Genomic DNA, 21,293 nt, shown 5'->3' with positions numbered 1-21,293 from the left:
TTTCGTCAGCTTTTTAAGTTAAACACGCCCTAATATTTTTTTCATTCCTTGAATAAGTTTATATTTTACAGGGTTTGGATAGTAGGAGAATTCTCCTACTTTTTGTGTGATATAGCCCCCAAAATTTTGCTTAAATTTCAAAACACCATCACTGCCATCAAAGTTTCCTGAGATACCATAAAAATTATAGGTTTTCATCTGACGCTCAATTGCATGAAGCATGGCTGTATGCTGCATAAGGAAAGGGCCACCTAACTTGCCATAAGCGCCGTCAGATCCACCATAAAGGTAAAGAAATTCTTGATTGACTTCAATAAAGACACCAGCTGCAATTGCGACTCCATCTTTATAAGTAATCAAAAATTCGATTTTATTGCCAAAAGCCTTATAAAGTTCTTGATAATAGGCCAAATCTTTGGTTGCAAAATGACGCTTTTCACCTGTGTTACCAATCAAACGTTCCACTTCAAAGAGTTCTTCATAAGTAGCTATTTTAACTGTTACTTCATTTTTTATCGCTTTTTTAACGTTACGTTTTGCGTTAGAGTTGTAACTCTTGAGAAGTTCTTCTTCACTGTGTATTTCAGAAAGATCTTTGATGTATTGCCATTCGGCAACGGCATCCTGCTCTTCATAACCCACATGTCGCCCATTGTAAGTTAAGCCAAGCTTTTTCATTTCTGAAATAAAAGACTCATTAGCTTCTTGAAGTTCTTGACCTTTGCTGTCATAAACCATATAGTCGACAGCTGGACGTATCTTCACTTCTAGAGCTTGCTGATTTTTCGCATATTTTTTTAATTCTTGAATAAAACAGTTATAGACCATCTGATCAAAATTGCCAATAGGGCCAAAGTTAATTTCCAACTTTGCACCGCCTGAAACAGAAACAGAAGTCATAAGTGCTGCCATTTTAATCTGGTCATTGACTTTTACAGCGAGGAAAATCGGTTTATAACCACGTTTTTCCAACATTTCTGCCATTTGTGGAGTTTGTAAAAATGACTCCGTTTTTTCAGCTGCAAAAGCTGTAAATTGTTCTTGTGAGATTTCTAAGAATTCCATTATTTTCTACCTAAAAGTGTCTTAACCATACTTAAAACTTTGTGTTTAACTGGTTTTGGATAATAATTGAAATAACCAACTTTACGTACAACATACCCTGCAAAGTTCTGTTTGAAGTGCAGAACACCATCTGTACCGTCAAAAGTTCCAGCTACTCCAAAGAAATTATAACTTTTCACGCCTTTATCAAGGGTTTTCTTCATTACGTAATGCTGAATAGCAAACGGCGCATATAGCTTTTTAAAAGCTTCATATGATCCACTAAACAGATAGATAGTTTCACTTGCACCATAGATAAAGAGTGATCCCGCTAAGATAATATCCTCGCGCCCATGTTGAGCAATAAATTCACGCGCTTCTGCTAAACGAACTTTTTGAGTTTCTAGCTGGCTTTCTAACTCTTTGCGTTTACCTTCTTTTTTCGTTTTTTCAATCTGTCCAGTAAGTTTATCCATTTGAGCTAAAATTGCCGATTCATAGTCTGCGAAATTAATCTCAGCCACTAAAAACTCTGCCTTGTCGCCAAAAGTTTTATAAAGACTTTGGTAGTAAGGCAAATCATGATCATCATAACCACGGCGTTCCGACGTTTCTGAAGTAATCTTTTTGAACTTATCCAGTTCTTCATAAGCTAAAGGACGCACTCGAATCCCAAACTGTTGGGTTTTCTTAACAGAGTATTGTCCATCTTTCGTATAAGATTTTAAAAGTTTTTTATCATCTGCGATATCAGAAAGATCTTTCACATAGTGCCATGTAGACTCGCCACGTTTGTTGTAACCAACTTCTAAGCCCGTATGTTCGTAATTCAACTCCTGCATTGATTGAATAAACTGCTTGTTTTCGGCAGTCAACGCATTACCTGTACTATCAAACTCTTGATAATTTGTATTAGGAATAACTAAAAGTTCCATGCCACCATGGTCTTTAACAAACTGACGTAATTCTTTGTAGAAAAACTTTTCTACGTCTTCTTGGTACTCTTGGTAAATTGGGCCATACTGGATTTCGTAGTGTTTTCCTCCAGTCATATTTTTTGCGCCCAAAAGAGCAGCCATTTCAATTTTATCTGATTGGACAGCCAATAAAGTTACTTCCCAGCCGTTTGCCATCATCAGCTCTGCCATTTCAGGAGTCTGTAAAAAACTCCCTTGGCTTACATTTTCATTGAATTGAGCGAATTCTTCAGCTGAAATTTCTCTTAATTTATAATTCAAAACATATCCTTATTTCTTTAGTGATTTTATTTATTATAGCAAAAAAGACTGAATATTTCAGCCTTTCCTTCTAAATAGAAGTGTTTTTTCCTTTTGTAAAAGTTGATCTTTGTCTTGAAGTAAAACAAAGAGGAGAGTAATAATGAAGACAAAGTCAGCAAGGAAGAGAAGATAATTGAGCAATGAAAAATCATGAATTCCAAAGCTAACAGCATCTACAGCGTGGCTTATATTGCTCAATAAGAACAAAGACAAAGCTACAAAAAAGATTAATCCAATCCCATAATTGGATAAGCCAGCATCGCGTAAGCGACGTGTAAACAATGCAAGTGTGGGTAACAAGAAGCCAACTCCGATAAGAAAGAGTAAGGCAAGCATCATCCAGGTCGCAATAAATGCACCTCCGAAGAGGATGTTTTCAAAGAAATGAATCCCCACAAACATTACTCCTAGCACTGCAAATACCAGAGCAAGTATCAGTTGAACAAACCAAAAACTTAGGCGACTTGTTCTTCCTCTGAAGGAAACATAACCGAGAAAATAGTTTTTGATCGCTTGCAAAAAGTTCTCTTGACCATTTTCTTCTATCCGTGCTGGCCCATAAGTCGGTTCTGAAAATTCTGGTAAGGCCGCTGCAGATTGAGCAGCAGGCAGAGCATTCAAAATAAGAATACCCAAGAAACCACCAAAAGGAGCTAGAATTACAAAAATCAATTCCCAAGGAAGACTAACATCGCGTAAGCGACGTACGGCTATAGCCAAGAAAGGGCAGAAAGCCACTAGACCATAACATATCCATAAAACAATGAAAAAATATGAAAATACAGACCACAAATCTGGTAAAACATCACTTGATAAAAGATGGAACAAAGTGGCAAAGGCAAGTAGGACAACTGTCACTAAAATATGGCCTAACATTGCGAGCCAATAGTCTTTTCGACTGGTTCTTTCTTTAAAAGAAATATAGCCTAACCAAAATTTTTGATAGGATTGTTTGAACTCTTTCAAATTAAACATAATCTCCTCATTTCATTAATAATCGTTTTGCTTGCGCGAGAGCTTCTACTGTTATGTCATCTCCAGCTAACATTTTTGCTACTTCTTCAACTCGCTCTTCCAGTTTCAATTTTCTTACTGTTGAAGTAGTGACATCATCTGTCGACGCCTTTTCAATATAAAATTGTGTATCAGCAATAGCCACCACCTGTGGTAAATGTGAGATAGCTAAAACTTGACCTGCTTGAGCGATTTTATAAATTTTTTGAGCAATAGCTTGGGCTACTCGTCCAGATACACCTGTATCAACCTCATCGAACACAATCGATGTTTTATTTTCACGTCTTGAAAAACTTGATTTAATAGCAAGCATCAAGCGTGAAAGTTCGCCTCCTGAAGCCGTTTTGGCCAAGGGTTTGAACCCCTCACCTGGATTAGTTTGAATATAAAACTCTACTTGTTCGTTACCCTTGCTTGAGAATTTCCCACTCTCAAACTGTACAGAAAAATCAGCTTTTTCCATATACAAATCAGCAAGTTCCTTTTTAATATCTGTCTCTAATTCTTTCGCGATTGCATGACGTGCTGTGTTAAGATGTTCACTTGCAATTAGTAATTCTGCTTGCGCTTCTTTCAGTGCTTCCTCAAGGCTCTCACTATTTTCAGTTCCACCCATCAAATCTGAGAGTTCAAGTTGGATTTTTTCCAAGGTTTTCAATACGTCAGAAAGTTCTGGACCATATTTTTTTCGCAAAGTATTCAAAGTGAGAATTCTCTCTTCGATTTGCAAAAGTTCTGTGGGATTAAACTCTATACCTTCAATTGCTGTTGATAACTTGGTTGAAACTTCCTCAAGCAAGTAATAAGCATCCATCGTTTTATCAGACAAATCTTGGTAATCTTGATCAAATTCTGCAACATTTTCGAGTTCTGCCATGGCTGTACGTATTCCGCTCAGACTTGAAAAATCACCCTCTTCATCGTCTAAAGCCAAATAGGCTGTATTTAAAGCATCTGCTATATTTTTAGCGTTGTTCAGCTTATTACGGCGAATCTGCAATTGCTCATCTTCTTTTAGATCAATCTCAGCTGCTTCAATTTCTTCAACTTGAAACTGCAAGATTTCGATACGTTGGGCAAATTCTTGTTCGTTCTTTTGACGTGTTTCAAGTGCTTGACGAATTTTTTTATAATGCTCAAACTTAACTTGGTATTCTGCCTTAATTTGTTCAAAATTTTCATCACCAAACTCATCAAGAAGTCGAAGATGGTGTTTAGCATTCATCAATTCTTGATTGTCATGTTGCCCGTGAATATCAACCAAAAGCTCGCCGATTTCACGTAAGGTAGTCAGATTTACCATTTGCCCATTCACCCGACAAACAGAGCGCCCATTAGCAAAAATATCACGGCGTAAAATGAGCTCAGTACTTCTTTCAAGGCCCAAGTTTTCTAACTTTTGATCCAACTCTGCATTTTTCCCTGCAAAAAATAGACCTTCAATTTCGGCCTTATCTTTACCTGTACGGACAAAATCACTGGAACTCCGTCCACCGAGTAAAAGTCCCATAGCATCAATAATGATTGACTTACCAGCGCCTGTCTCCCCAGTCAAAATGGTCATCCCACTTTCAAAAGAAAGATGAATCTCTTCGATAATCGCAAAGTTCTTGATAGAAATTTCTTGTAGCATACTTTTTCCTTTTACAAACTTAATTCGTCATAAACGGTATTTGCTTGCCGTCTTGTTTCACAAATAATCAAAATACTATCATCGTCCGTCATAATAGAAAAAATCTTCTTATTGTAACGATTGATGAGGCTTTTTTTAATCACACTGGTCGTCCCTGGTTTAGCAGTGATTGAAATCATATTATCATGCATCTTCAATTCTAAGATGGCCTCATTGGCTAACTCATTATGCAGCAGGTCCTTTTGTTCTTCATCATGTTGTTGGGGCAATGCGTAACGATAACCCCCACGACTTCCAGGAATTTTAATTAGGGCAAGTGACTTAATGTCACGAGAGACTGTGGCTTGTGTCACATCAATATCATTAGCCAAAAGCTCTTGGACAAGCTCATCTTGTGTTTGTACTTCTTTAGTTGTGATGAGTCTTGAAATAAAATCAAGGCGTTCTTCTCTTCTCATACTAATGTTTCCTTTTCTGTTTGGAGTACAGCTTCAATATCAACAAGAGGCGCCACTGTAGCTGTCTCTTCTTTTTTTAAGTGTACTAGAAATTCAACATTTCCTGCGCCACCTTTAATTGGTGAAAAGGTGAGATTTTTGACTGAAAATCCAGTACTCAAAGCTTTTTGAATCACTTTGTCAATCGTTTGCTTATGAACCTTTGGATCTTTAATAATACCATTTTTCCCCACTTGCTCACGACCAGCTTCAAACTGTGGCTTGATCAAGGCAGCCACATCACCATCTTGAGCTAAAATATCAAACAAAGGCGGTAAAATCAAGTCAAGTGAGATAAAGCTCACATCAATCGAAGTAAACTCAGGTTGTCCTTGCGTAAAATCATCTAAGACAGCCTTCCGGAAGTTAAACTGTTCCATAACAACCACACGCTCGTCTTTACGAAGTTTCCATGCCAGTTGGTTGGTTCCGACATCGAGAGCATAGACACGTTTGGCGCCATTTTGTAGCATAACATCTGTAAAACCACCAGTTGAAGCTCCAATATCCAAGCAAGTTTTATTTTCCACAGAAAGTCCAAACTCTAAAAGAGCTTTTTCTAATTTCAAGCCACCGCGACTCACATATTTAAGTTTTTCACCTTTGAGTCTTAGTTCTGTTGCTTCTTCTATCTTTTGTCCTGGTTTGTCAAAGCGTTCCCCTGACTTGGCATCTACTACTAAGCCAGCCATAACTCCCCGTTTTGCTTGTTCTCGCGTTTCGAACAAGCCTTGATTTGCTGCTAAAACATCTACTCTTTCTTTCATTTTATTTCTAAACTTTCTATAATTTCGACAATTTCAGCACTTGAAGTTATTTGTGCCAAATCACTTTTCACAGCCGTTAATAATTCTTCTAAAGCTTCTTGAGCTCCTTTTAATCCGAGTAAGGCCACATAGGTTGACTTTTCTTCTGCTTGGTCCTTTCCAGGCGTTTTTCCTATTTCTTCAAATGTTCCCGTAACATCAATAATATCGTCACGTATTTGGAAAGCTAAGCCTAGATTTTGACCAATTTCTCTTAGTTTTGCGATTACCTCTTCGGACTGTTCAGCGATAATTCCAGCAGCAACAAAAGGAAAGGTTAACATTCTCCCCGTTTTTAAATGATGGATTTCCTTTACCTGCTCTAAAGATAAGTTTTTGCCTTCTCCCTCCATATCTAAAATCTGTCCAGCAACCATACCCAAAGAACCACTTGCAAAAGAAAGTTCTTTTACTAAGGAAACAACTGTTGCAGCCGGTAAAGAAAGGGTAGCTAAAAGATAGTAGGGGTCTAAAAAGAGAGCATCTCCAGCCAATATCGCTGTTGCTTCATCAAACTTTTTATGGTTGGTGAGCTGGCCTCGGCGATAGTCGTCATTATCCATTGCGGGCAAATCATCATGAATCAAGCTGCCCGCATGAATCATCTCAACAGTCGCTGCCACTTGATAATGCGCCGTTTCAAGTGTAACTCCAAGTGATTCTAACATCTTAAGGAACAAAAGCGGACGAATTCTTTTGCCGCCTGCAGCAAGTGAGTAAGTCACAGCATCTGCAAGATGTTGAGGAACATCAGCTTTTTTATAAAATTTTATCAGCTCTTGATTGAGCCTATTCATATCGGTAATCATTAGTTATATTATCCCATTTCACAGAAATAATGTCCAATAGAAAATAGAGTACCTCACTCTTACATAATTTCTCAATACGAAAAAAACGTTCTTTAAAATAAGGAACGTTTACGTGCACTTCAGAATTATAGACCGAGTTTGCCTTTTAAGCCATCTACGAGCCCTTGAGCTTGTTCTTTCATATTTTCTGGAGTATATTTATCCACTTGCTCATCAATAACTTCTTCTGCTTTTTGCTTCATATCCTCTGGCACGTTTGAAGCCAAATCTTTTGCTTTATCTACAAGGTTATTTAAATCCATAATTTCTCCTTTTTTATAGTGTTATTATAACACAAGTGCTGACATACAAATCAATGATTCGTACTGAAGCGAGTTTTATTCAAACATGACCAAAATTCAGTGCCACAAGTCTTTATTGACAATCATTTTGTCCAGAACACCATGTTTTCAGAACATTTTTCGTTAACACTTCAATGTTTTTTAGCGTTACTTCTTTTTCCATTGCTTTTGCTAAAGGAAGCACCTTTCTCTGAATGCTATAACTTGCCAGTAAAACCTTATTCATCTCTCCTAAATCCTCCGATAAACTGCCACAAAAAGCGATTGTAGGGACATGATATTTCGCTCCCAGCTTTGCCATTCCAAACGGAACTTTGCCCTTGGCTGTTTGGAAATCCATCTGCCCTTCGCCTGTAATAATCAAATCTGCCGTTTTGATTGCTTCTTCAATCTTTAAAAGCTCAGCTATTTTATTAAATCCAGGCTCAAGTGTACCCCCTAGTAGGATAAGAGCACCACCTAAACCACCAGCTGCACCTGTCCCTGGAATCTTTTGTAAATCAATCTTTCTCTCTTTTTTTATCTTTTGGACAAAAGCTTGTGCAGCTCTATCCTGTTGTTCCAGAATTTCTGCTGTCCCACCTTTTTGCTTTCCAAAAACTTTGGCATATCCTTCAGCGCCAGCATAAACATTAGTAACATCTGCTAAGCCTGTAATTTTTATCTCCGAAAAATCTTCAGCTTCTAAAGCTTCCAAAAGGCCCAACCCACCATCAGAGGTGCCACTCCCTCCCAGGCTTAGAATAATCTCAGTCGCTCCTCTTTTTTTAGCATCAAGAAATAAGGCACCAAGTCCGAAAGTTGTGGCTTCTTTGATTGTCTTTTCATTTGGTTTTATTTTATCGATACCGACCACCTCAGCTGCCTCAATCACAGCCAGACGCTCATCGATGAGTAAATAGGAGGCTTGCATGGGACGTTGCATTAAATCAACCGTTTTAACATTAATAAGTTTTCCCTCTAAACCAGATTGAAGAGCGGACACACTCCCTTCGCCCCCATCAGCAATTTCAAACGTCGCAACCTTGATTTTGGGAAATGTAGATAAAATCGCAGTTTTTACTGCCTGATTCAACTCAGCACTCGTGGCTGATCCCTTGAAAGAATCTATCGCTACTACTACTTTCATATTTTTTTCCTCACTTTTACTTGCTAGTGTTATTATAGCACCAAACCTTTGTGTAAAAAATTAATTCAGGAAGCCATAACAAAAAAAGATTGCCTAAGCAATCTTTTTATTCTCCTAAAAATTCACTCTCAGATCCGTCTTTTCCGACGATTTTTACCAGTGTTTTTTCGGCTTCATTTAATGTTGTTTTGAGTTTTTCAGAAAGGAGCATTCCTTTTTGAAATTCAGAGATGGCATCTTCTAAAGCCACATCTCCGCTTTCTAGTTTTTTTACGATTGTTTCGAGTTCTGCTAAATTTTCTTCAAATTTTGCTTCTTTTTTTATTGCCATATGTATCCTTTACTTTATTTCTGCATGAACGGTGCCATCACTCAAATCGATATTCACTGTCTCACCAGCTCGAACATCGTGAACACTCTTTATAATTTTACCATCATTCGCAGTTACCACTGAAAAACCACGCGCCTTGATTTTACTAATATCCATCAACAGAAGCGCCTGTACCAAGTTATCAACTTGATTTTTCTTTTTTTCATAGCTTTTTGCAAAAGCAGGTACTAGTTTTCCTGATATTAGTTCATAACGGTGTTTCTCACGACTCAGCTTAGTTTCAGTTAGATTTTGTAAACGGCTCGTGAGGTGATCGATTTTCTGAATATGGCCATCATAGAGACGTTCTGGCTGACGAAAAACAACCGAATTTGATAACTTTTCCACCCGTTCTCTTTGGAACTTGATGAGGTGTGTTACACGATTTCTCATACGAAGTTCTTGGTCATTTGACCAAGCAAGCAAATCTAGTTTTGTATTAGGAGTTGCAAGTTCAGCTGCGGCTGTTGGTGTAGCTGCTCTGCGATCTGCAACAAAATCCGCCAAGGTCGTATCCGTCTCGTGACCAACCGAAGAAATAACGGGAATACGAGACTCAAAGATAGCACGAACGACAATCTCTTCATTAAAACACCAAAGGTCTTCGATCGATCCTCCTCCACGTCCAACGATAAGAATATCGATATCAGATCGATTATTCACTGCTTCAATATTTGCGGCGATTTCTTCCGCAGCGCCAGCGCCTTGAACTTTTGTCGGATAGAGTAATATCTGACTCATCGGAAAGCGGCGATTTACGGTAGTAATAATGTCTCGAATAACAGCTCCAGAAGGACTAGTAATTACTGCAATTTTTTTGGAAAAAAGCGGCAACTCTTGCTTCCATTGTGGATTAAATAATCCCTCCGCTGTTAGCTTTTTCTTCAACTGTTCAAACTTAACTGCCAAAGCGCCGATACCATCAGGTACAATATTTTCAATATTAATAGAATAAGAACCTGATGGAGCATAAAGACTGATACGCCCTGTTACAAGCACCTTCATTCCATCTTCAAGTTTAAAATCGAGCTTTTTAAATTGACCTGCCCACATCGTTGCTTGTATGACAGACTTTTCGTCTTTAATTGCAAAATATTGATGATTAGGTCGTTGGCGAAAGTTAGAAATTTCTCCGGTCAAATAAACGCGTTCCAAATATGGATCGCAGTCAAACTTTGCTTTTAAGTATTTTGTTAGAGTTGATACGGTTAAATACTCTGTCATGCCTTTAATCTTTCTAAATCCACTGCTTATCTACATGTACTGACTTGTAAATAAATCTGGACGAAATTTTCTTTTTTATTTTACGGAGGCTTCTGCTGCACGTACAGTCTGTTCCATCAACATAGTGATTGTCATCGGACCCACGCCTCCAGGAACTGGCGTGATTAGTCCAGCAATTTCTTTCACCTGTTCAAAGTCAACATCTCCATGAAGTTTTCCATTCTCATCACGGTTCATACCGACATCAATAACTGTTGCCCCTTCTTTTACATCTTCTGCTTTGATAAAACGGTCTTGGCCAATGGCTACGACTAAAATATCTGCAGAACGTGTAAGTTCAGAAAGGTTTTCTGTGCGTGAATGCGCAATAGTGACAGTTGCATTAGCCATCATCATCAGTTGTGCCATCGGTTTTCCAACGATATTAGAGCGTCCCACAACAACAGCTTTTTTCCCTGCAAGTTCAACATTATAAGCACGGAACATTTCAATGATTCCTGCTGGTGTTGAAGGAATCATTAATGGCGCTCCGCTCCACAATTTACCCATGTTTATTGGATGAAAGCCATCTACATCTTTTTCAGGAGAAATCGCGAGTAAGACTTTTTCTTCTGATATATGTGAAGGCAGCGGCAACTGCACAAGAATTCCGTGCCAAGAGTGATCCTCGTTAAAGCTTTCAATAAGCTCTAACAGCTCCGCTTCAGACGTTGTTTCAGGAAGCCGAATCACTTCTGACTTAAATCCAAGCTTTGCAGCTACACGCTCTTTATTTCGCACATAAACTTGACTGGCTGGATTTTCTCCAATCAAAATGACAGCGAGTCCTGGCTGAATGGCTTGTTCTTTCAGTTTGATAACTCTATTTTTGAGTTCTTCTTGCATCTTTTCAGCAAGGGCTTTTCCATCAATTATTTTCATACTATTTATTATATCAGACTCCATAAATATGTGCCAATAGGTGTTTCGTGATTCGAAAAAATTTTTCGGGAACGTTCGTTTTCAGCTAAAGTACCAGAATCTGGCTATTATTTTTTGATAATTTTGATATTAGGATGATTTTTGATAATCCTTTTTAAGTTATAATACTTAAACTTGGTCGGTTTATTGCTAAGCCATTCCAATATTTTTTGACGATTAGTTGAGGGTTTATCAGCAACAAAAATATGCTTGAACCTCAATTCTTTCAAGTTAGGATTTTGATTGTCCGAAGAATCAACAAGCGGCATGAAATCCTTTTTAGCTGATAGTGTAAAGCTAAATGTGGAAACAACATCGGCTAGAAAAACAAGCACTAGTATAAATACAAGTGTATCGCCTGTTACTGTTAGTAATCCCCTCAAAAAATCTTGGATGACTGGATTAATAAGCTTGATCAATACCAAACCACCTATACCCCAAAATAAAGAAATAGGAAGAGCTACCCTTCCTTGAAAATTCAAGGGAAGATTTGAATAATCCCATAACTTCATGTTAAATAACTTTTCCAATATCCAGCTGCCAATATATTCAATAAGCGTAACAATTAAGACGATAAATAAATAGAGCAGAAAAAGATGATTGGAATTTTGAATATCTCTTGTTAAAAGAAGAATCGTAGCGATACTGCAACCATAGACTGGGCAATACGGACCCAAGAGTACACCGCAGAAAACAAAACGTTTATATTTAACTAAACAATAGACTGTCTCCCAAAGCCAGCCAATAACCGAATAGATTATAAAGGTCATAAAAAGATTCATTTTCATCCTCCATTACATAAACTTTTCAAAATAATAATCAAATTGTCAGCTAAACCTCTGATTTAGTGATAGAATAAAAGTATAAATCAACCCGGAGTCCATAGTGTATTTACCATGGACTCCTTTTTTGTTTAAATTTATCTGTTTTTATTATAGCAGTTTTATTATTTGAGTTAAATCTCTCCTCTAACTTTTATCTTACTTATCCCTTTCATGATGGCTGAGAAAAATCAGCTTCGATGCTTATCTCTTTGCTGTTCATTTCATATCTCGCAAGTCTAGAACTTGACCTCAGGTAGCAAATGTGAAATAATGTTAATATAATAAAGAAGGACTAAAGTATCACTCGCCGGAGCGATGCTTATCAGAGTCATGCCAACTAACCTTAGGCCTTGTGGTTAGTTGACATGACTCTTTTTGTTTATCACTTGCTAGCTCTTTTCTGGTCCTTTAACGCTAGCTCAATAATCTTTTCGAAAGAGGTGTAATATGTCGTGGATTTTTTTATTTCTAGCAGGAATCTTTGAAGTTGTTTGGGCTTCAACAATGAAGTTAAGTCAAGGTTTTTCTATCATCAAGTATGATATTTTAACGATTATCGGAATGCTTGTTAGTTTTGGATTTTTGACCTTAGCTATGAAGAAACTTCCTTTAGGAATTGCTTATCCCATCTGGACAGGAATTGGAGCTGTCGGGGCTATCTTAATGGGTGCCCTTATCTTTAAGGACAAGGTCCCTTCACTGACTTGGGTCTTTGTTCTGATGCTGGTTGTTGGACTAATCGGGATAAAAGTTACAAGTGGTCATTGATTTGTCTCGCTTTTCTAGAGGAAAACAAAAAACCTAGCTTTAAACTAGGCTTTTTTGTTTGCTCTTTTCCATACTGAAAAATATTTCCCATAGAGCGCTGTAGCCAAATAGAAAATGATGGTGAGAAGCATCGGCAACGCACTAGCAGAGTAGCCTTGTGCAAATGCTGTAGCCCATAATACAATGGTTACAATATTAGAAAGTAACCATAAAGAGTAACTGTCACCATACCCTTTGAAAACGAGTAATGAAGCTGTTGCGCCAATAATCAGCGTAATAGAATCCCATAAAGGGTTCGTATCCCCCAAATGTGCATAAACTTGCATCATTGGCCACCAAGCGATTAGCATTAAAGCTATTGCAATAAACCAACCTTTGACCGTCATAAACTTCACGCCGTTTTCAATACGATGTCCCCAGGTTTTCCAAGTCAGGATTAAAGGAATATCAATAAAGGCGATAAAGACGATTTGATCTAAAACAGAAGCATAATGTCCTGCAGTCCAATTAATATAAATAAAGCCGAAAGCGCTAATTAATCCGAGTAAACCATTAATCGGCCGCCCAATCATCATATAGACCGTACAAGCCGAGCCTACAAGAGTCGCAAAAAGTGTAATCACAGACAATAAAGTTATTGGCGCCGTAAGAAAAAAAGCAAGCTGTACGCCTATGATAAAAGCCAGCATTACGCTGCCAGCTGTATTGATAGATTTGAGTTCATGTTTCAACCAAATAATATAGTTTTTCATTGTTCCCTCTTTTTAATTTGATTATTAAATTATAACACGGATGGGAATGAAAAAACGAATTTCTTTTACGAAATACACAAAAAAATGAAACAATTTCTGTTCCATTTTTCTCTTATACTTGTTCTTCTAGTGCTCGTTCTATGTCTAACTGACGAATATTATGAGACGCCTCAAGCATTTCGACACGACGTACTGAACGTGGTAAAAACTTCCTAATGTCATCTTCATTGTAGCCCACTTGCAACCTTTTATCATCAAGGATCAAAGGGCGACGCAATAATGTACGATTTTCCTCGATTATCTTAACCAGCTCATGAAGGGAAAGGCGTTCAAAATCCAAAGATAAGCGTTTGTAAGCACGACTTCTTGTGGAAATAATCTCCTCTGTTCCATTTTCCGTTAAAGAGAAAATCTTAAGAAAGTCTTCGGGATCTATTTTGTCAGTTATCAAGTTGATTTCTTCGAATTCTAGTTCGTGATTCGTTAGCCATTCTTTGGCTTTTTTGCAAGAACTGCAAGCCATGACAGTATATACTTTAATCATATCCCTTCCCTCACTTTTCTTAATTTTATCTCATATGTATTTAATATAATTATATCATTTTTAAAGTCATTGTCAAATTACTCAACTTAGGACTTATTTTTAAATGAAAATGTAATGAAAAAAAGCCGCACAAAAGCAGCTTTTATTCTTCATAGACACGGTAAATTCTATCTGATAAAAGACAGATAACTTCGTAGCCAATCGTATGACGCCAGTTGGCAATATCTTGAACAGTAATCTCTTTATCACCATTTTTACCGATCAGTGTGACCTGTGTACCCATCTCATAGTTTTTCGGCAAACGTATCGTCATCTGGTCCATCGAAATCCGACCAATAATTTCACAGTATTGCCCATCCACAATGACCTTAAAGCCTTGCATATCACGGGTCCAACCATCCGCATAGCCAATAGACACAGTCCCTACATAAGTATCTTCTTCTGCACGGAAAGTTGCCCCATAACCCACAGTGTCTCCCTTGTGGATCTTTTTAACATGCGTCAACTCAGAATGCAAGCTCAAAGCAGGTTCCAACTCATAAGGGAGAGCAAGTTCATCACCACTTGGGTTTAAACCATACATTGCTAAACCAATACGTTCAATATCTTGCACTTCTTGATTTTGCCACAAGCCAGCCGCTGAATTTGTCGAATGGACATATTTTGGACGACGACTCAATTGACTAACTAAGGCATCAAATTTTGCCTTTTGTTCTTTAAACTGTGTCGTATCTTCTTCATCAGCAGTGGCATAGTGTGTAAAAATGCCTCGCACACTAATATTATATTGGTCTGCTAGCTCGATAATTTGATTAGCTTCCTCTGCTGTTGTCACACCGATTCGGCCCATACCTGTATCGACAGCGATATGGATACGCAAACGTGAAAAGTGTTTATTTTTATTTGAATCAATGACTTGTTGGAGCCACTTTAAACTTGGTGCTGTTAAAGTAATATGCTGACTGGCTGCAATTTCTGCATGGTCAGGTACAATACCAGACAGTACAAGTATTGGTTTAATAATCAACTGTTGACGCAACTCGATGGCTTCATCAAAGTTGGACACACAAAAACCATCCACAAGACCATCAATATGCTGCGCAACAGCAACTGCTCCGTGACCGTAAGCATTCGCTTTTACAACAGCCCAAAGTTCTGGTTTATCACCGATATGTTCGCGCATTTTTTTGACATTATTTTCAATTGCGGATAATTTAATAATCGCTGGTGTATGGCGATGTGGTGCTGCTTTCATATTATTTACCTTCTTTTTATACTCAATCTCTGCTTTCAAGAACAACCATAGCAACTGCTTCTAGATTGCTATGTGAAATACTCAAATGCGCTTGGCCAGCAAAGGGATGTTCTAGAAAATAGGGTTTGCCTTTTTCATTTTTAGAAATTTCTATATGATGAAAGGAAAGCTGACTATCAAAGCCTGTTCCTAAAGCTTTTGAAAAGGCTTCTTTTGCTGCCCAACGTCCTGCTAAGAATTCCGCTTGACGTTTTTTTGAAGTAAAACTTGAAAAATGAGCAAACTCATTTATTGTCAAAACGCGCTGTGCAAATTTATCATTGCGTTCCAATGCTTGGACAATGCGCGATATCTCGACATTATCTGTTCCTATACCGTAGATCATTTTTCTATTATACCAAATTTTCAGATACTTTATTTAAAATCATTCTTCTTATTCTCAGCTTAAAGAATTAAAAATAGGCTGAGCTTACACTCAACCTATTTTTTTATTCTGCAATGATGACTTGCTCACCAGAAGCCACTTCTTCAGGAGCTTCGATATAGATGTGCTTAAATTCATCAGAATTTGTAACAACAACTAAAGTTACTGGTGACAAGTTAGCATCTTCAATCATCTTTAAGTCTGCTTCTAAAAGCAAGTCGCCTTTAGTAACCTTGCTTCCGTCCGTTACTTTAGTGATGAAGGGTTTACCCTCTAGTGACACTGTATCTAAGCCCACATGAATAAGCACTTCTACACCGGAGTCACTAAGTAACCCAATCGCATGTTTAGTAGGGAAAACTGTCGTCACTGTACCATCAAATGGTGCAAAAACTTTCCCATCACGAGGCTGAATACCAAAACCTTGCCCAAGCATCCCTTTAGAAAAAACTTCATCTTCTACTTTCGCTAAAGGAATAATTTTCCCTGACATCGGTGAAGCAACTGTTTTATCAAGATTTGCAACAATAGATGGTACTACTGTTTCTTCATCTCCATAGTTGTCTGCTTTATCTTTTTCAGATTGAGGAATGCCGAAGAAGTAGGTAGCAACAAAACCACCAACGTAACCACCAATTAAACCAAATACGTAAATCAACCAGCGGTTATCTGCAATCAAAGGAATTAAAGCAATCCCACTTGGACCAATAGCAATGGCACCGACATGACCGAGTGACCCGATAATAGCACCGCCAATACCTCCACCAATACAAGCTGTAATAAATGGACGTCCCATCGGAAGTGTAACACCATAAATAAGAGGTTCACCAATGCCTAAGAAACCTACAGGTAAAGCACCTTTAACAATTTCGGCAAATTCTTTATTTTTACGTAAACGTACCCAGAGTGCCAAAGCTGCACCGACTTGACCAGCTCCGGCCATGGCAAGAATTGGAAGCAAGGTAGTTGAACCCGTTTTGTCAATCATTTCAATATGAATCGGTGTAAGAATTTGATGCAAGCCAAACATAACCATTGGCAGGAAGAGGGCACCTAAGAGGAAGCCAGCAAATCCACCACCAACATTAAGTACAGCGTTAATCCCGCCTACTAAAGATGTCGAAATTGTTCCCGCAACAGGCATGATGAAGAAAATCGTCAAAAGTCCGATAGCAAGGAGAGAAAGTGTAGGCGTAACGATAATGTCAATCGAATCTGGAATAACTTTCCGTAAATTCTTTTCCACAAGAGATAAAAGCCATACAGCAAAGATAACACCAATAATCCCACCTTGTTGTGCAGATAATGGCTGCCCTGTAAAGATATTGTTAATTGGTGCTTCTGGTGTAATCCCAGTTAACATAGTCACAGCACCAATAACACCCCCAAGTGAAGGTGTTGCCCCAAACTCGGTCGCTGTATTAATCCCCACATAGATTACCAAATAAGCGAAGATACCCTTTTGAATTACACCTAAGACAGCAACAATCTGTGCAAAAGTCGCACCATCAATCGTGCCTGCGGTGATTAAGTTTGCAAGGATAGAAGCAATACCACCAATAAGTCCGGCACCTACAAAGGCAGGAATCAACGGTGTAAAAATACGTGAAATCGAGTTCAGTACTTCTTTTATCTTTGAAGGTTTATTGTATTTTTCCTTGGCTGCCTTTTTGGTTTGAGCTGCCCGATCTTCAAGACTGAGTCCTGCTGAGTGTGGAAACTGTTCGCCAAGCTTAACACCCACAGTATCAACCATTTTTTGGGCTACCTTGTTTACTGTCCCTGGTCCAACGATAACTTGTAGAGTTTCACCTTCAACAACTCCCATAACACCATCAATAGCTTTAAGTTTTTCAAGATTTACCTTTGTTTCGTCAATCATTGAAAGTCGAACGCGCGTCATACAATGAACTAAACTTTGAACGTTTTCTGGTCCACCAATTTCTTCGTAAATTTGCCGTGCAATACGTGTTACTTTATCTTCTGCCATCTTCATCTCCTAATTTTTATTTATTAGCTCAATGTATTTTTAATGAATCCTTTTGCCTGTACGAGTTTTTCCTGCGCCTCATCTTTTGCACTATTGGTTAAAATCATGACAATAGCCAGCTTAACATCTTCTCCCGCTTGGATAAAGGTTTTTTCTGCTGTTTCATAATCACAATCTGTTGCCTCCATAATGATACGTTTGCTGCGCTCCACTAATTTCTCATTTGTTGGACGCACATCAACCATTAAGTTGTTGTATACTTTTCCAATACCAATCATCGCTATTGTCGAAATCATATTCAAAATTAATTTTTGTGCTGTACCTGATTTGAGGCGGGTTGATCCTGTCAAAAATTCAGCGCCACAGTCTACTTCAATAGGAAATTCAGCATGTTGGCTAATTTCGGCATTCATATTACATGCTAGAGAACCTGTATGTGCACCAATACTCTTCGCATAATCAAGCGCACCAATCACATAAGGGGTACGTCCACTTGCAGCAATTCCAATCACCATGTCATTTTTGGTTAGCTGAAGGTCAATCAAGTCTTGTTTGCCAAGCTCAAGGTCATCCTCTGCGCCTTCCACAGCAAGAGTCATTGCTTTTTCTCCACCTGCAATAAGTCCCACAACCATGCTTGCTTCAACACCAAAAGTAGGCACACACTCTGCAGCATCAAGCACACCTAGACGTCCACTTGTCCCTGCACCAAGATAAATAAGTCGCCCCCCATGATTGAAACTTTCAATCGTTTTTTCAATAACTGGTTCAATCATCGGAAGTGCTTTTTCTACAGCTTCTGCAACTTTTTTATCCTCCTTATTCATCTTTTCTAGAGCAGTTGAGACCGACATTTCGTCCAATCCAAAAGTTTCTTCATTACGTCGTTCTGTTGTCAAATTTTCTAAATTCATTTTCTTTCCTTTTCTTTTAATTCAAACTTTTGCTTCGAGTAAATTACATCGAGTAAATCTCTGTCTTTTTCGATAACATACGCTACAACGTTAATATTAGGGTGAGCTGGTAGTGATTTTTTACACACTTGTGTTTCACCCATGTAGCGTCCATAAAGTTCATTATCCAGTGTTACCGCCCCTTTGTTGCGCTTTTCTGTATGTTCTTTTTGAATTTGTTCAACCTTCTTAAAGCGGGCATTTGCACTTCTTATCAAGTCAGGAGATTGATCATTTCTATTGTCATGTTCTCCTAAAACTGACGTAAAATAAGCTGAATCATGGTTTTCTACATGTAAAACTATTTTATCCCACTGCATATAATTTTCAAACTGATCAATCGTTGTTGCTGCTAAATCTCCATCGCCAATATAAACTTCATCCGTCTCATACTTTAATAAATCAAGAGCCGCAGCCAGCGGATGTCTATCCCGATGCTTTTCGAGTGTCGGAAGTCCAAGTCTTAAAGGTAAACGTTTCTGAGCATCGCCAGCAACAAAACCAACTCGCTTAAGACCATATTTTTGCAACCATTGATTCTGCTTGAGCAAATATTCCGTATCCAGCCCAGTTTCAGGGCGAGGATAATAGTTGTGCCAAGCTTCTAAATTAGAGAAGTTAGCTCCTAATCTTCTTAGTTCCTCTATCTCATCTTCTACCAACGTACTAGCATTTAAACTAATCTTCATTTTATGGCTGGCTTTGGCAATCTGTTTATTGTCAATATGATAATCCATCCGTAAACCTGTGACACCATGATGAATAAGTTCTTCTAAATGATCAAATGAGTAACCAGCACGTTCTAGAGCTTCACCTGAAATATCTACCATCAGCTCCAATTGGTTTGCTTTAGCACAAGCTCCTAATTTTTCTAAGCGCATTTTATACGCTTGAGCATCATCTTCAGGAATATGCATTGAAGTAAATATCCCCTTGAATCCTGCTTGTTTCATACTTTTTATATAATGAATATCTTTTGTAGAAAGATCTTCATTCATAAAAATTGAAAAGCCAAACATAAACACCTCTCTATCTCTGAAACTTTATTTCTTTTGTTAACGCATTCATTTTAACATATCCAAAACTTTATTTCAACAATTTACTTAAATTTTTCCACATTATTTTTAAATAAAAAAGATAAATCCTGTAAAACCGTTGTTTAACTGAATTTATCTTGAATCGTTTTTTAAATAATGGAATGAAATTTCATGTAAAAAATAATAAAAAAATCCCCGATAAGGGGGATTTTAATTTTCTCATATTATTTAGCCAATTCGTAAATTGCTTCAGCATAGATAACTGCTGATTTGAAGAGAGCATCCAATGGTTTGTATTCATTTGCTTGGTGCATTGTGTCTTCTTCACCTTCAAACATTGCACCGTAAGCAACACCACGTTTAAGGAGACGACCGAATGTACCACCACCGATTACTGTTTCGTAACCTTTAAGGCCAGTGTGTTTTTCGTAAACGCTGATCAATGTTGAAACAAGTTCATCTTCCATCGGTACGTAGTGAGGTTCCATCACGTGATCGTTCATTGTTACTTCGTTTACGCCTTCAAGAGCTTCAAGAACTGCTTTGATTTTATGTTGGTCAGTACCTTGTGGGAAACGGAAGTTCAATGCAATTGTACCTTCACCATTTTCATCAAAGTTCCAAACACCAGCGTTCATTGAAGTTGCACCCATAAGGTCATCATTGTAGGCTGTACCTAATTTTTCACCTTCATGGTCATCAATCAATGTTTCAGCAGCAAGTTTGATGTATGCAGCTGCACCTGCTTCAAAGTCAAATTGGTTAAGGAATTTAGCAAGGTAAGTTGCACCGTTAATACCTTTAAATGGCATTGCTCCGTGTGCAGATTTACCATAAACTGTTACTGTTGCTTTACCGTCAGATTCTTCCAGGTCAAAGCGTAAGTTTTTGTCTGCATTTTCAGCAACAAATGCTTCCAATTTTGCTTGGAGGTCTGTCGCACCTGAAATTACTGCAGTTGCAGATTCAGGAACCATATTTTCAGCCAGGCCAGCTTTGAAAGAGTGGAGTACTACAGCACCAGCATTTTTTCCGTCAAAGTGAAGGTATTCTGTAACGTTACCTTTTTCACCATTGATGATTGGGAACTCAGCGTCTGGAGAGAATCCGAAATCTGGCAATGGCAATTCACAGTGTTCAAAGTAGTAATCCATATCTTTCCAACCTGTTTCTTCGTTTGTACCAACGATGAAACGGATTTTTTTAGATAATGGCACACCAAGGTCTTTCAAGATCTTCAAACCATAGTAACAAGCCATAGTTGGGCCTTTATCGTCTGAAGCTCCACGTGCGTAAAGGTTTCCATTACGGATTTCAGGTTCAAATGGGTTTGAATCCCAACCAGAACCGGCAGGTACAACATCCAAGTGACCGAAGATGCCTAAAACTTCATCACCTTCTCCGTATTCAAAGTGACCAACATAGTTATCATAGTTTTTAGTTTGGTAGCCATCACGTTCAGCCAATTCCAAAAATTTGTCAAGGGCTTTACGAGGTCCAGGGCCAAATGGGTTTTCTTTGTCCGCATTGTCCATGTCCATTGCTGAATCGATACGAAGAAGTTCAAACAAATCTTCGAGCATTGCGTCTTTGCGCTTTTCTACTTCTGCAGTAAAATCAATAGTTGTCATGATTGCCT

Annotated in this window: 22 protein-coding genes; 1 reads left to right on the top strand and 21 read right to left on the bottom strand. The window is 38.2% G+C overall.

The genetic code is table 11. From position 1 onward, the window contains the following. Nucleotides 1-18: 18 nt before the first annotated feature. The 13 genes from J0J35_RS01050 to J0J35_RS00990 all read right to left on the bottom strand — a co-directional run bounded on the left by J0J35_RS01050 (nt 19) and on the right by J0J35_RS00990 (nt 11,889). Nucleotides 19-1,065 carry a peptidoglycan bridge formation glycyltransferase FemA/FemB family protein gene (locus J0J35_RS01050; protein ID WP_019292007.1) on the bottom strand — a complete coding sequence of 349 codons (1,047 nt, stop codon included), beginning with the start codon at nt 1,063-1,065 and terminating at the stop codon, nt 19-21. Continuing rightward, nucleotides 1,065-2,282: an aminoacyltransferase gene (locus tag J0J35_RS01045; RefSeq protein ID WP_165707171.1), complete on the bottom strand. Its 1,218-nt coding sequence runs from the start codon at nt 2,280-2,282 to the stop codon at nt 1,065-1,067. Before J0J35_RS01045 ends, J0J35_RS01050 begins: the two co-directional genes overlap by 1 nt. Before the next feature lie 57 nt (nt 2,283-2,339). Continuing rightward, nucleotides 2,340-3,299 carry a DUF805 domain-containing protein gene (locus J0J35_RS01040; protein ID WP_206917164.1) on the bottom strand — a complete coding sequence of 320 codons (960 nt, stop codon included), beginning with the start codon at nt 3,297-3,299 and terminating at the stop codon, nt 2,340-2,342. A gap of 7 nt (nt 3,300-3,306) precedes the next feature. Beyond that, entirely contained in the window at nt 3,307-4,971 is a 1,665-nt protein-coding gene (recN, locus tag J0J35_RS01035; protein WP_206917161.1) for a DNA repair protein RecN, read from the bottom strand. A gap of 11 nt (nt 4,972-4,982) precedes the next feature. Beyond that, nucleotides 4,983-5,429, bottom strand: coding sequence for an arginine repressor (locus J0J35_RS01030; RefSeq protein ID WP_019293749.1), 447 nt, complete (start codon nt 5,427-5,429; stop codon nt 4,983-4,985). Next, nucleotides 5,426-6,235, bottom strand: coding sequence for a TlyA family RNA methyltransferase (locus J0J35_RS01025; protein WP_019292002.1), 810 nt, complete (start codon nt 6,233-6,235; stop codon nt 5,426-5,428). The genes J0J35_RS01030 and J0J35_RS01025 overlap by 4 nt, the downstream gene beginning before the upstream one ends. After that, nucleotides 6,232-7,083 (bottom strand): polyprenyl synthetase family protein, encoded by an 852-nt coding sequence (locus J0J35_RS01020; RefSeq protein WP_206917158.1) that lies wholly within the window; start codon nt 7,081-7,083, stop codon nt 6,232-6,234. Before J0J35_RS01020 ends, J0J35_RS01025 begins: the two co-directional genes overlap by 4 nt. Nucleotides 7,084-7,208: 125 nt before the next feature. Next, on the bottom strand, nt 7,209-7,385 hold the full coding sequence (locus J0J35_RS01015; protein WP_019293751.1) for a hypothetical protein: 177 nt from the start codon (nt 7,383-7,385) through the stop codon (nt 7,209-7,211). A gap of 112 nt (nt 7,386-7,497) precedes the next feature. Further along, entirely contained in the window at nt 7,498-8,553 is a 1,056-nt protein-coding gene (locus J0J35_RS01010) for a glycerate kinase (RefSeq protein WP_019293752.1), read from the bottom strand. 106 nt (nt 8,554-8,659) lie between these two features. Then, nucleotides 8,660-8,884 carry an exodeoxyribonuclease VII small subunit gene (locus J0J35_RS01005; protein WP_019293753.1) on the bottom strand — a complete coding sequence of 75 codons (225 nt, stop codon included), beginning with the start codon at nt 8,882-8,884 and terminating at the stop codon, nt 8,660-8,662. A gap of 9 nt (nt 8,885-8,893) precedes the next feature. Continuing rightward, nucleotides 8,894-10,147, bottom strand: coding sequence for an exodeoxyribonuclease VII large subunit (gene xseA, locus J0J35_RS01000; protein WP_206917156.1), 1,254 nt, complete (start codon nt 10,145-10,147; stop codon nt 8,894-8,896). A 75-nt stretch (nt 10,148-10,222) separates the two neighbouring features. Beyond that, on the bottom strand, nt 10,223-11,068 hold the full coding sequence (locus J0J35_RS00995; protein WP_206917154.1) for a bifunctional methylenetetrahydrofolate dehydrogenase/methenyltetrahydrofolate cyclohydrolase: 846 nt from the start codon (nt 11,066-11,068) through the stop codon (nt 10,223-10,225). 107 nt (nt 11,069-11,175) lie between these two features. Further along, nucleotides 11,176-11,889, bottom strand: a complete 714-nt coding sequence (locus J0J35_RS00990) for a hypothetical protein (RefSeq protein WP_165706516.1) — start codon at nt 11,887-11,889, stop codon at nt 11,176-11,178. A 489-nt stretch (nt 11,890-12,378) separates the two neighbouring features. Here J0J35_RS00990 and J0J35_RS00985 point away from each other — a divergent pair, with 489 nt between their 5' ends. Continuing rightward, nucleotides 12,379-12,699, top strand: coding sequence for a multidrug efflux SMR transporter (locus J0J35_RS00985; RefSeq protein WP_206917153.1), 321 nt, complete (start codon nt 12,379-12,381; stop codon nt 12,697-12,699). Between the two features lie 44 nt (nt 12,700-12,743). Here J0J35_RS00985 and pnuC read toward each other — a convergent pair whose 3' ends face one another. The 8 genes from pnuC to pepV all read right to left on the bottom strand — a co-directional run bounded on the left by pnuC (nt 12,744) and on the right by pepV (nt 21,285). Continuing rightward, entirely contained in the window at nt 12,744-13,451 is a 708-nt protein-coding gene (gene pnuC / locus J0J35_RS00980; protein ID WP_017369001.1) for a nicotinamide riboside transporter PnuC, read from the bottom strand. A 112-nt stretch (nt 13,452-13,563) separates the two neighbouring features. After that, nucleotides 13,564-13,995: a Spx/MgsR family RNA polymerase-binding regulatory protein gene (locus J0J35_RS00975; protein ID WP_206917150.1), complete on the bottom strand. Its 432-nt coding sequence runs from the start codon at nt 13,993-13,995 to the stop codon at nt 13,564-13,566. A gap of 142 nt (nt 13,996-14,137) precedes the next feature. Continuing rightward, entirely contained in the window at nt 14,138-15,250 is a 1,113-nt protein-coding gene (alr, locus tag J0J35_RS00970) for an alanine racemase (protein WP_019293757.1), read from the bottom strand. A gap of 22 nt (nt 15,251-15,272) precedes the next feature. Continuing rightward, nucleotides 15,273-15,635 (bottom strand): holo-ACP synthase, encoded by a 363-nt coding sequence (gene acpS, locus J0J35_RS00965; RefSeq protein WP_061413407.1) that lies wholly within the window; start codon nt 15,633-15,635, stop codon nt 15,273-15,275. Between the two features lie 103 nt (nt 15,636-15,738). Then, the gene (locus J0J35_RS00960) at nt 15,739-17,664 is read right to left on the bottom strand and encodes a glucose PTS transporter subunit IIA (RefSeq protein WP_206917147.1); all 1,926 of its coding nucleotides are present in this window, start codon (nt 17,662-17,664) and stop codon (nt 15,739-15,741) included. Between the two features lie 23 nt (nt 17,665-17,687). After that, entirely contained in the window at nt 17,688-18,578 is an 891-nt protein-coding gene (murQ, locus tag J0J35_RS00955) for an N-acetylmuramic acid 6-phosphate etherase (RefSeq protein ID WP_019291990.1), read from the bottom strand. Next, nucleotides 18,575-19,636: a MupG family TIM beta-alpha barrel fold protein gene (locus tag J0J35_RS00950; RefSeq protein ID WP_206917146.1), complete on the bottom strand. Its 1,062-nt coding sequence runs from the start codon at nt 19,634-19,636 to the stop codon at nt 18,575-18,577. The genes murQ and J0J35_RS00950 overlap by 4 nt, the downstream gene beginning before the upstream one ends. 242 nt (nt 19,637-19,878) lie before the next feature. After that, complete coding sequence (pepV, locus tag J0J35_RS00945) at nt 19,879-21,285, bottom strand: dipeptidase PepV (protein WP_206917144.1); 1,407 nt, start codon at nt 21,283-21,285, stop codon at nt 19,879-19,881. Between the last annotated feature and the right edge of the window lie 8 nt (nt 21,286-21,293).

It is taken from the genome of Lactococcus sp. LG606, from assembly GCF_017309645.1.
GTDB lineage: Bacteria > Bacillota > Bacilli > Lactobacillales > Streptococcaceae > Lactococcus > Lactococcus petauri.
Note: the sequence above shows the minus strand (reverse complement) of the source record. Positions and strands in the feature narration are given on the sequence as shown.

Coding starts and splice junctions, on each gene's coding strand:
- J0J35_RS01050 (WP_019292007.1), bottom strand. CDS start 1,065: ATGGAATTCTTAGAAATCTCACAAGAACAATTTACAGCTTTTGCAGCT.
- J0J35_RS01040 (WP_206917164.1), bottom strand. CDS start 3,299: ATGTTTAATTTGAAAGAGTTCAAACAATCCTATCAAAAATTTTGGTTA.
- recN (WP_206917161.1), bottom strand. CDS start 4,971: ATGCTACAAGAAATTTCTATCAAGAACTTTGCGATTATCGAAGAGATT.
- J0J35_RS01030 (WP_019293749.1), bottom strand. CDS start 5,429: ATGAGAAGAGAAGAACGCCTTGATTTTATTTCAAGACTCATCACAACT.
- J0J35_RS01025 (WP_019292002.1), bottom strand. CDS start 6,235: ATGAAAGAAAGAGTAGATGTTTTAGCAGCAAATCAAGGCTTGTTCGAA.
- J0J35_RS01020 (WP_206917158.1), bottom strand. CDS start 7,083: ATGATTACCGATATGAATAGGCTCAATCAAGAGCTGATAAAATTTTAT.
- J0J35_RS01015 (WP_019293751.1), bottom strand. CDS start 7,385: ATGGATTTAAATAACCTTGTAGATAAAGCAAAAGATTTGGCTTCAAAC.
- J0J35_RS01010 (WP_019293752.1), bottom strand. CDS start 8,553: ATGAAAGTAGTAGTAGCGATAGATTCTTTCAAGGGATCAGCCACGAGT.
- J0J35_RS01005 (WP_019293753.1), bottom strand. CDS start 8,884: ATGGCAATAAAAAAAGAAGCAAAATTTGAAGAAAATTTAGCAGAACTC.
- xseA (WP_206917156.1), bottom strand. CDS start 10,147: ATGACAGAGTATTTAACCGTATCAACTCTAACAAAATACTTAAAAGCA.
- J0J35_RS00995 (WP_206917154.1), bottom strand. CDS start 11,068: ATGAAAATAATTGATGGAAAAGCCCTTGCTGAAAAGATGCAAGAAGAA.
- J0J35_RS00990 (WP_165706516.1), bottom strand. CDS start 11,889: ATGAATCTTTTTATGACCTTTATAATCTATTCGGTTATTGGCTGGCTT.
- J0J35_RS00985 (WP_206917153.1), top strand. CDS start 12,379: ATGTCGTGGATTTTTTTATTTCTAGCAGGAATCTTTGAAGTTGTTTGG.
- pnuC (WP_017369001.1), bottom strand. CDS start 13,451: ATGAAAAACTATATTATTTGGTTGAAACATGAACTCAAATCTATCAAT.
- J0J35_RS00975 (WP_206917150.1), bottom strand. CDS start 13,995: ATGATTAAAGTATATACTGTCATGGCTTGCAGTTCTTGCAAAAAAGCC.
- alr (WP_019293757.1), bottom strand. CDS start 15,250: ATGAAAGCAGCACCACATCGCCATACACCAGCGATTATTAAATTATCC.
- acpS (WP_061413407.1), bottom strand. CDS start 15,635: ATGATCTACGGTATAGGAACAGATAATGTCGAGATATCGCGCATTGTC.
- J0J35_RS00960 (WP_206917147.1), bottom strand. CDS start 17,664: ATGGCAGAAGATAAAGTAACACGTATTGCACGGCAAATTTACGAAGAA.
- murQ (WP_019291990.1), bottom strand. CDS start 18,578: ATGAATTTAGAAAATTTGACAACAGAACGACGTAATGAAGAAACTTTT.
- J0J35_RS00950 (WP_206917146.1), bottom strand. CDS start 19,636: ATGTTTGGCTTTTCAATTTTTATGAATGAAGATCTTTCTACAAAAGAT.
- pepV (WP_206917144.1), bottom strand. CDS start 21,285: ATGACAACTATTGATTTTACTGCAGAAGTAGAAAAGCGCAAAGACGCA.